This window comes from uncultured Catenibacterium sp. (assembly GCF_900540665.1).
Lineage (GTDB): Bacteria > Bacillota_I > Bacilli_A > Erysipelotrichales > Coprobacillaceae > Catenibacterium.
Genome location: NZ_UQGV01000078.1, coordinates 1 through 10,420 on the forward strand (window position 1 = coordinate 1; position 10,420 = coordinate 10,420).

At 33.3% G+C, this 10,420-nt stretch carries 8 protein-coding genes and 1 pseudogene; all 9 read left to right on the plus strand.

Features of this window, described 5'->3' with window-relative positions:
- Positions 1–144: 144 nt before the first annotated feature.
- The 9 genes and pseudogenes from QZQ55_RS09405 (at position 145) to QZQ55_RS09445 (ending at position 10,349) form a co-directional block, all read left to right on the plus strand.
- Positions 145–1,260 (plus strand): glycosyltransferase, encoded by a 1,116-nt coding sequence (locus QZQ55_RS09405; protein ID WP_295092759.1) that lies wholly within the window; start codon positions 145–147, stop codon positions 1,258–1,260.
- A gap of 16 nt (positions 1,261–1,276) precedes the next feature.
- Positions 1,277–2,302: a hypothetical protein gene (locus QZQ55_RS09410; protein WP_295092762.1), complete on the plus strand. Its 1,026-nt coding sequence runs from the start codon at positions 1,277–1,279 to the stop codon at positions 2,300–2,302.
- Positions 2,303–2,381: 79 nt separating this feature from the next.
- Positions 2,382–3,839, plus strand: coding sequence for a flippase (locus tag QZQ55_RS09415; RefSeq protein WP_295092764.1), 1,458 nt, complete (start codon positions 2,382–2,384; stop codon positions 3,837–3,839).
- 126 nt (positions 3,840–3,965) lie between these two features.
- Positions 3,966–4,952: pseudogene (locus QZQ55_RS09420) on the plus strand (NAD(P)H-dependent glycerol-3-phosphate dehydrogenase); the annotation flags it as partial.
- Positions 4,953–5,030: 78 nt separating this feature from the next.
- A complete protein-coding gene (gene tagD / locus QZQ55_RS09425; protein ID WP_040390148.1) occupies positions 5,031–5,423 on the plus strand; it encodes a glycerol-3-phosphate cytidylyltransferase in 393 nt (130 codons plus the stop codon).
- 119 nt (positions 5,424–5,542) lie between these two features.
- Positions 5,543–7,048: an LCP family protein gene (locus QZQ55_RS09430; protein ID WP_295092767.1), complete on the plus strand. Its 1,506-nt coding sequence runs from the start codon at positions 5,543–5,545 to the stop codon at positions 7,046–7,048.
- 85 nt (positions 7,049–7,133) lie between these two features.
- Positions 7,134–8,231, plus strand: coding sequence for a UDP-galactopyranose mutase (glf, locus tag QZQ55_RS09435; RefSeq protein WP_295092770.1), 1,098 nt, complete (start codon positions 7,134–7,136; stop codon positions 8,229–8,231).
- A complete protein-coding gene (locus tag QZQ55_RS09440; RefSeq protein WP_295092773.1) occupies positions 8,231–9,238 on the plus strand; it encodes a glycosyltransferase family 2 protein in 1,008 nt (335 codons plus the stop codon). Before glf ends, QZQ55_RS09440 begins: the two co-directional genes overlap by 1 nt.
- A 10-nt stretch (positions 9,239–9,248) precedes the next feature.
- Entirely contained in the window at positions 9,249–10,349 is a 1,101-nt protein-coding gene (locus tag QZQ55_RS09445) for a glycosyltransferase family 1 protein (RefSeq protein WP_295092776.1), read from the plus strand.
- Positions 10,350–10,420: the final 71 nt, after the last annotated feature.

A 10,420-nucleotide genomic window follows, 5' to 3' on the forward strand; every position in this document is an offset into this window, starting at 1 on the left:
ATCTTTGGTGGAAGACTTGGAGAATATAAGTATTATGATATGGATGCAGTTATCGCAGCTGCATTAGCTAAAGTAAAAGAAGAATTTAATTAATTATTCAGGCAAAGATATAATATCTTTGCCTTATCACAATGGAGGCTTATTATGAAGAGTGTATTGATTATAGGAATGACACCTAATCCTGGTGGCATAGAAAGTTTTTTGATGACTTACTTCAGAAAATTAAAGAACACCTTTAAAATAGATTTCCTTACTACATTTGATACATGTGCTTACAGTCAGGAGATTCTAGAGAATAATTCTAGAATTTATACAATTCAATCAAGTCAGTTTAAACAGGCTAAAGAATTTAAACAAGAAATGACGCGTTTCTTTCAGCACCATCATTACGATATCATCTGGTTTAATGCGTGTGATTTAGGTAATTTTGGTATGCTGGAATATGCACAATTATGTTCTCCTGAAAAAGTAATTGTACATGCACATAATAATGATTTCATGATGAAAGGCAAGAAAGCACTCTTCTATAAGTTCATGCATTATAAGAATAAAAAGAAAGTGAAACAGTATGCCACTGATTACTGGGCCTGCTCAGAACTTGCAGGACAATTCTTCTTTGAAGATGATGTAAGACAAAGTCCTCGTTATCATGTAATTAATAATGCGATAGATACAGATCGTTTTAAATTTGATAGAGAGGTAAGAGCCGCTTATCGTAAAGATCTTTATGCAGAAGGTAAGATTGTCGTAATGAATACCGCAAGATTCACTTATCAAAAGAACCAGTTATTCCTTATTGATATCTTTGAAGAGTTAAAAAATAAGGATGATCGCTTTGAACTAGTATTAGTTGGTGATGGTGAATTAAGAGGCGAACTCGAGCAGAAGATTTCTGATTTAAATCTTACTGATAGTGTACAGCTATTAGGCTTACGTAGTGATATTCCGGAACTATTATCAGCGGCTGATATATTCCTCTTCCCTTCTCGTTTTGAAGGATTTGGTATATCATTATTAGAAGCTCAGGCTTCTGGACTGTTATCCTTTACTTCTAAGACCGTTGTCCCAGAAAGTGTAGGGATTACAGATTTACTCACATATATTTCATTAGATGAATCTCCTGAAGAATGGGCTGATATGATTTATAGTCAATTCACTTCAAGAAATATTAATAGAAATAAATATACGGATATCATCAAGGAAAAGGGATTTGATATTGATACAGAAGCAATGAAATTAAAATCTTACCTAGATGACTAGAGAAAGGAAAACAGTTATGAAAAAATATTATTTACAGGTTACAATTGATTCTAATCTAGATGCAAGTACAAAAGCTGTTCAGGATTGTAATAAGATTCTTCATCAGAATGGTTATGAACCATTTGAAATTAATCTTTATAAATCAGGAAACAAGTATATCAAGAAGGTTCATAACTTTCTTGCTTTCAATCATTTAAATAAGATTGATGAAGGTGCATTACTTGTTGTACCTCACCCTCTTTATGTAAATAAGAAATATATTGATATCTTAGAAAAGGTTAAACAGAAAAAGCATATCAAGCTTGCTTTCCTTATTCATGACTTAGACTCATTAAGAAAGCTATTCTTAAATGCTCAGGATGATTTTGAATATATGGATCATAAGATGTATGACATCTCAGACTATATTATTGCGCATAACGATTGTATGATTGACTATTTAGTAACACAAGGAGTAAAGAGAGAAAAGATTCATAATCTTCATATCTTTGACTATTTATGTGAATCAAATAATACAATCAAGTTTGATCGTTCAGTAAGTATTGCAGGTAACTTAGATGAAAAGAAAAGCAATTATCTTGCCAAGTTAAAGGATATTAAAGCAGTACATTTTGATTTATATGGTGTACATTTAAATGAAGCTATTCTTGCATCTAATATTACTTATCATGGTGCTTTCCCACCTGATGAAATCAATAATCAGCTATATAGTGGTTTTGGTTTAGTATGGGATGGAAGTTCTATTGAAAAATGTGATGGTAATACAGGAGAGTATTTAAAATATAATAACCCTCATAAATTATCTTTATATTTAGTATCTGGTATTCCAGTAGTGATCTGGAAAGAGGCTGCAGAAGCGAAATTCGTAGAAGAACATGGCTTAGGTATCACAGTCAACTCTTTAGATGAACTTGGAGAAAAATTTGCGAGTCTAAGTGAAGAAGAATACTTCGAAATGGTTAAAAATGTCGCAGTTGTTTCTGATAGACTTAAACATGGATATTACTTAACTCAAGCAATCAAAGAAATTGAAGAGGCATAATGCCTCTTTTTCTTCTTTAACTCTTATTATTTTTGAATTATAATAGTTGCGGTTTGTAACAAGGAAAGAGAGGTCTTGTATGAAAAAACAGAAATCACTTAAGTTGAATTTCATTATGAATGCATTACTTACAATGTCTTCATTCATATTCCCACTTATTACATTCCCATATGTATCGAGAGTATTAGGACCTACAGGAACAGGTCAAGTTAACTTTGCGACATCATTGATTACTTATTTCTCTATGTTTGCACAGTTAGGTATTCCAACATATGGTATCAAAGTATGTGCACAGGTAAGAGATGATCATGAAAAACTCACAAGAACAACACAGGAATTATTAATTATTAATCTTGTCATGACTGTGATCTCTTATGTTGCGTTTATTATTGCGTTATTCACAGTACCAAAGCTAGCATCTGATAAGATGTTGTATGTGATTACGAGTGCTACTATCCTACTTACTACAATAGGTATGGAATGGCTTTATAAAGCTTTAGAACAATATACATATATTACTATCCGTTCTATTATCTTCAAGTTTATCGGACTTGTCGCAATGTTCATGTTAGTTCGAACAAAAAACGACTATGTAATGTATGCAGGTATAACAGTATTTGCGGCAAGTGCTTCATTTATTCTTAACTTATTAAATGCTCATAAGTATATTGGCTTAAAACCAGTTGGACACTATAACTTCAAGAGACATTTTAAGCCAGTCGCTATATTTTTTGCGATGAGCTGTGCAACAACTATCTATACGAACCTAGATTCAGTTATGTTAGGTTTCATGGCTACAAATGCGGATGTAGGTTACTATGGTGCAGCTGTTAAGATTAAGAATATTTTAGTATCTATCGTTACTTCACTTGGTACTGTATTACTTCCAAGAGCCGCTTACTATATTGAACATCAGCAGATGGATGAATTTAAGAAGTTGAGTAGAAAGGCATTAAACTTTGTATTCCTAGTCGCTTCACCAATGATGATTTATTTCATTCTATTCGCAAAACAGGGAATCTATTTCTTATCAGGAGATGCTTTTGGACCAGCCGTTGTGCCTATGCAGCTTATTATGCCTACCCTACTCCTTATTGGGATTACCAATATCTTAGGTATTCAGATTTTAGTTCCTTTAGGCTATGAAAAGGCAGTACTTGTTTCTGAAATTGTCGGAGCAATTATTGACTTAGTCGTTAATGCGTTATTGATTCCAGTATGCCAATCAAGTGGTGCAGCAATTGGTACATTACTTGCAGAATTCGCAGTTATGGTTGTTCAGTGTATTGCCTTAAAGAACGAAATCAAATCAGCCTTTAGTGATATTAAATACTTAAAGATTATTCTTGCGATTATTCTTGCATCACTTGCATCATGCTGGGTAACAGTACTTAACCTTCATGTATTTATTACACTCGTTATTTCAGCTATCCTATTCTTTGGTGTATATGGTGTAGTACTCATTATCATGAAAGAAAAGCTAGTGATTGAAATATTGACACAAATCTTTAATAAATTGAAACATAGAAGCGCATAATCTGCGCTTTTTGACTTATATATAAATAAAGGGTATACTTTGTAGGAAAATTATGTAATGACTAATTAAATTGAATGATGTAAAATTAAGTTAGTATTTTATTATATAAAGGAGGAAATCATCGATATGCCTGAAAGACAAAGAATCGGTATTTTAGGAGCTGGTACCTGGGGTATGGCTCTTGCAAGAATGCTGGCTAATTGTGATAAGGAAGTTACAGTGTGGTCTGCACTTCCACAGGAAGTAGAACAATTAAGTACGACACATACACATCCGAAACTTCCTGGTGTGGATTTTCCTGAAACTATTCGTTATACAACAGATATAGAAGAAGCATGTACTGATCAGAATATTATTATGTTTGCGGTTCCTTCTATATTTGTAAGAAGTACAGCTGAAAAAGCTAAACCTTACATTAAAGACAGTCAGATTATTGTAGACGTTGCGAAAGGTATTGAAGCAGATACATTTATGACATTAACTGAAGTAATTGAAGATGTGCTTGATAATGACACATTACATCTAGTGGCTTTATCTGGACCAACACATGCCGAAGAAGTGGCAAGAGGCTTGCCAACTGCAATCGTATCTGCATGTAAAAATCTAGAGGCAGCAGAATATGTACAGAAGTTCTTCAGCAGTCCATTTATGCGTGTTTATACTAATAATGATGTAAAGGGAATTGAAATCTGTGGCGCATTAAAGAATATTATCGCATTAGCTGCTGGTATTTCTGGTGGCTTAGGTTATGGTGATAATGCCCGTGCTGCTTTAATCACAAGAGGTCTTGCAGAAATGGAAAGACTTGGTGGTAGAATTGGCTGTACACCACATACATTTAGTGGATTAACTGGCATGGGTGACTTGATTGTGACTTGTACAAGTGAGTTCAGTAGAAACAACCAGGCAGGTCATTTAATTGGTGAAGGTAAGACACCAGCTGAGGCAGTTAAGGAAGTAGGAATGGTTGTAGAAGGTATTAATGCATTACCAGCAGCTGTTCAGCTTGCAGAAACTTATAAAGTGGATATGCCTATTGTAATGACTGTGAATAAAATCGTTAATGAAGGCTTGAATCCAAAAGATGCAGTAAATGCATTATTACAGAGAGATTTAAAATCAGAAACACCTCTTCCATCTATTAATGATGTATTTGAAGAGTCAGTATTAAGAAAGACGAGGAAAAGTGGAATGAAGAGAGTTATTACTTATGGTACTTTTGACTTATTACATTATGGTCATATCAACCTATTAAGAAGAGCTAAAGAATTAGGTGATTACTTAATCGTTGGTTTATCAACAGATGAATTTAACTGGAATGAAAAACAGAAAAAGTGTTACTTCACATATGAACAGAGAAAACAGTTATTAGAATCAGTTAGATATGTAGATTTAGTTATCCCTGAATGTGGATGGGATCAGAAACGTAAAGATGTCCATGAATATCATGTTGATACATTTGTCATGGGAGATGACTGGAAAGGTCAGTTTGATTTCTTAGAAGAAGAAGGTGCAGAAGTAGTATACTTACCAAGAACTCCTGAAATCAGTACAACTAGAATTAAAAAAGACTTGAATAAATAGTCATATTTTACTCGTTTATGAAGATGATATGTAATTTTTGTGTAATTATCACCTTAAAGGTTTTCATTTTTTCATTTACGAGTATAATGACGAATGAACCCGAATATTAGGAGGTAGTTATGAAGTTTATTACATCACGTGCCTTGGTTCTAGGTATCCAGGCTATTGTGTCTGCAGTGTTAGCATTCTTTGTAGTGAAGATTGGAATCTTACCTACAAAGTATTTAATGGCAGCATTTGCAGTACTTGTTATATTATGGCTATTCATGTTCTTATTGACTAAGCCATCAAAGAAGAAAAAAGTTGCAAGACCTTTAATTGGTAAAATAGTATCTCTTTTATTAAGTATCGCAATGGTATTTGGTACAAGTAAGATTATCAAAGGTGATTCATTCCTTTCATCTCTTACTAATGTAGGTACTGAAACAACTACTTATTCTTTAGTAGTATTAAAAAGTAGTGGTTATAAGAATGTTTCTTCATTAAAGGGTAAAACAATCGATTACTTTGCGAACGATAAAAAGAAAGCGATGCAGGTAAAAGAAAAACTACAGAAACAGATTAGTTTCCATGGTAATGGTGAAGATGATAATGCGAAGCTTGCATCAGATTTATATAATGGTGATTGTGATGCAATCCTATTAAATGAAAGTTATCGTGATATGATCAAAGAAACTTATAGTAACTTTGATTCAAAGACTAAAGTATTATGGCAGGAAAAGATTGTAGAAGAAGTAGAAAATACTGCATCTGATATTAACGTTACAAAGAAACCTTTCGTATGTTATATCAGTGGTGTTGACTCTCGTGGCGGAGTAAATGAAAACAGCCGTTCAGACGTTAACCTATTAGTAACTATTAATCCAAATGATGGTCAGATCTTAATGACAAGTATTCCTAGAGACTATTATGTAAAACTAGCAAACTGTGGCAAGAAAGATAAATTAACTCATTCTGCTTTATATGGTGGTACAGACAACAGTGTTAAGACTATTGAAGATTTCTTAGATATCAATATTGATTTCTATGCAAGAGTTGATTTCCAGTCAGTTATTCAGTTAGTTGATGCATTAGGTGGTATTGATATTTATTCTGATAAAGCATTTATTCCATATACAGACCATGGTATCAAGATTCCTGAAGGTAATGTACATATGGATGGTCGTATGGCACTTGCATTCGCAAGAGAACGTTATACTTATAAATCTGGTGACCAGCATAGAACTGAAAACCAGCAGGCTGTATTACAGGCTATTATCAAGAAAGCCGTATCTCCAAAGATTCTTACAAACTATAGTGAAATCTTAGATTCTATTAAAGATACATTCACTACAAATATGCCATCTTCAAGCATTAGAGCACTTGTAAATAAGCAGTTAGATGATAACATCAAATGGAATTTCCAGAAATCATTCTTAAAGGGTGAAGGTGTCATCCAGACTGGTGGATATTCAATGCCTAAGACTAGATTATGGTATTGTATCCCAGATGAAGAAAGTATCAAATTAAATTCTAAGTATATCAACGCTATGTGCGATGGTAAGAAGATTGATACTGAAAAGAAAATCTTTGATGTAGAAAAAGCTGAAAAAGAAGCTAAAGAAGCTGAAAAGAAAACAAACTAATTAAGTGACGGGGGTTGTATATGTCGACCCTCGTTTTATTTTAGAGTTTATGGTATTATTGAAGAAACGAAAGAAGGACATCAATATGAAATATGATTATCTAGTAGTAGGATCAGGCCTTTATGGTGCTATCTTTGCGCATGAAGCCAACAAAAGAGGAAAGAAAGTATTAGTTATCGATAAGAGACCAAATATTGCCGGTAACATCTATACAGAAGAAGTAGAAGGCATCAATGTACATAAGTTTGGTGCACATATCTTCCATACAAATAATAAGGAAGTATGGCAGTATATCACTCAGTTTGCAGAATTCAATAGATTCACTAACTCACCTGTTGCGAACTATAAGGGAGAACTTTATTCTCTTCCATTCAACATGTATACATTCAATAAGATGTGGGGCGTAGTGACTCCAGAAGAAGCTGCTGCCAAGATTGAAGAACAGAGAAAAGAAATCAAGGGAGAACCAAAGAACCTTGAAGAACAGGCTATTTCACTTGTAGGTAGAGATATCTATGAAAAGCTAATCAAAGGATATACAGAAAAGCAGTGGGGAAGACCATGTAATGAACTTCCATCATTCATCATCAAGAGATTACCAGTAAGACTTACTTTTGATAATAACTACTTCAATGCGTTATATCAGGGTATTCCAATGGGTGGATATACAAAGATGGTAGAAAACATGTTGGAAGGTATTGAAGTAAGATTGAATACAGATTATCTAGAAAACAAGGAAGAACTAGACAGCCTTGCAGACAAGGTTGTTTATACAGGACCTATCGATGCATACTTCAACTATAAGCTAGGTACACTTGAATACAGATCAGTCAGATTTGAAACAGAAGTATTAGACAAGCCAAATTTCCAGGGAAATGCGGCAGTGAACTATACAGATGCCCAGACTCCTTGGACAAGAATCATTGAACATAAATGGTTTGAATTCGGAACACAGCCAAAGACTGTTATCAGTAGAGAATACAGTTCTGAATGGAAGTTAGGCGATGAACCATACTATCCAGTCAATGATGAAAAGAATGGTGCCTTATATGCAGAATATAAGAAACTAGGTGAAGCAGAAACTAAAGTCATCTTTGGTGGAAGACTTGGAGAATATAAGTATTATGATATGGATGCAGTTATTGCAGCTGCATTAGCTAAAGTAAAAGAGGTATTTGAATAATGAAAAGTTTGATATCTATTATTATTCCTGTATATCGTGGAAATCCTGTTTATTTTAATAAGACAATTGAAAGCTGCTTAAATCAGACATATAAAAATGTAGAAGTGATTATTATTGATAATGGATTTAATGATGAATTACAGAATACATTAAATGAATTAAATACAAAAGAGAATGTGACAGTTGTAAAGAATTCTAAGAGTGGAGTATGTTCTGGTAGAAACTTAGGTGTAAAAACAGCTAAGGGAGACTATATTATGTTCTTAGATGCAGATGACTGGATTGAAAGTAATGCCTGTGAACTACTTCTTAATCATGCAATAGAAGCTGATGCGGATTGTGTAATCTGTAATTATAGTAGAGATTATAGTGATCATAGCGAAAAGATGCTTCATTATACAAGAGATACAATGTATAGTAGCTGGAAGGATTATTTAAAGGATCTTTTAAATGTACAGGCAGGTGTAGGATTCTGCTGGGGTAAACTCATTAAAACTTCTACAATTAAAAATATACAATTAAATGAAGAATTAAGTCTTGCAGAAGATGCAGAATATTGTGCACGTGCTTCACAGAACTGGGGTGTTATTATAGGTGATGAACATCCTTTAGTTCATTATGTGTTTAATGATCAATCAGCTGTACGTAAGTTTGATACAGCGTATGCAGATAAATTTCTTTTATCAATGAAAGCTGTAGAAGAAGACTTAAAAGATGTCATTGATGAAGATAAGAGTATAGAAACATTATTCTATAACTTTGTAAGTTATCATGTATTACTTATTCTAGTGAATTATTGTGCTCATCCACAAAATAAAGATAATGCCATGTCTTCTTTAAATACATTAATGAAGAATGATTTATTTAAACGCGCCGTAAAGAATTCTAACTACAATGGTATCTCTATTACACGTAAAGTACCATTATGGTTCTTAAAGCATAAGATGAATAGATTCGCATTACTTGTAGGACAAGTAAGACAGAAACAGTTTTCTAAGAGTAAATAAGGAGTATATTATGAAAGTACTTGTATTTGGAATTACAGACAATCCAGGTGGTATGGAAGCCGTTATTATGAATTACTATCGCCATCTAGATCGTACACGTGTACAATTTGATTTCTTATGTAATACTGAAGTAGTCGCACATGAACAAGAGATTTTAAGTCTTGGAGGAACTATTTACCGTATCCCTGCAAGAAGTAAGGATAGAAAAGCATTCTCTGAAGCTTTAGAAAACTTCTTTAAGACACATGCTTCTGAATATAAAGCTATATGGTTTAATACATGTTCTCTTGCGAATATTGATTATTTAAAAAAGGCAAAGAAATATGGAATCCCTACTCGTATTATCCATTGTCATAATGCAGCTAATGGAGATAGTTTCTTAAGAGGATGTTTACATAAGTTCAATAGAACACAGATTAGAAAGTATGCAACAGACTTCTGGACATGTTCAGAAGATGCCAATGAATGGTTCTTTGGTAAGAATGCGGTATTACCTAACTATAAATTGATTAATAATGCGGTAGATGTGAATTTCTTTAAACCGAATGAAGAAATCAGACAATCTATCAGAAAAGAACTCAATGCAGGAGATAAGGTTGTATTAGGTCATACAGGAAGATTCCATTTCCAGAAGAATCATCCATACCTATTAAAGGTATTCAATGCATTAGATCATAAATATCCTGGCAAGTATATGTTGATACTGATTGGTGATGGTGAAGATAAAGAAGTATTAAAGAATCAGGTCAAAGAATATGGTATTGAAGATGATGTAAAGTTCTTAGGTATCAAGAGTAATGTGAGTGATTATATCCAGGCAATGGATCAATACATCTTCCCTTCTCGTTTTGAAGGTCTAAGTGTCGCATTATTAGAAGCAGAAGCTAATGGATTACCATGTATGATTTCTGACACTATCTCTTTAGCCTCTATTGTGAATGATAATGTGAAAATGTTCCCTATTACAGATGAAGCAGTAGATAAGTGGGTAGAAGCGATTGAAGAAGCATCTCATCAATCTAAGCACTTTAATATTGAAGCATTTGAAAAACGTAATTTAGAAATAAATACAGAAGCGAAGAAGATGCAGGATTTCTTCTTGAGTCTATAACATAAAAAAAGGATTGATAGTAAGCGCCAAATAATATAGTGGATAGAAATAGACCTCATCATGTTAGATAA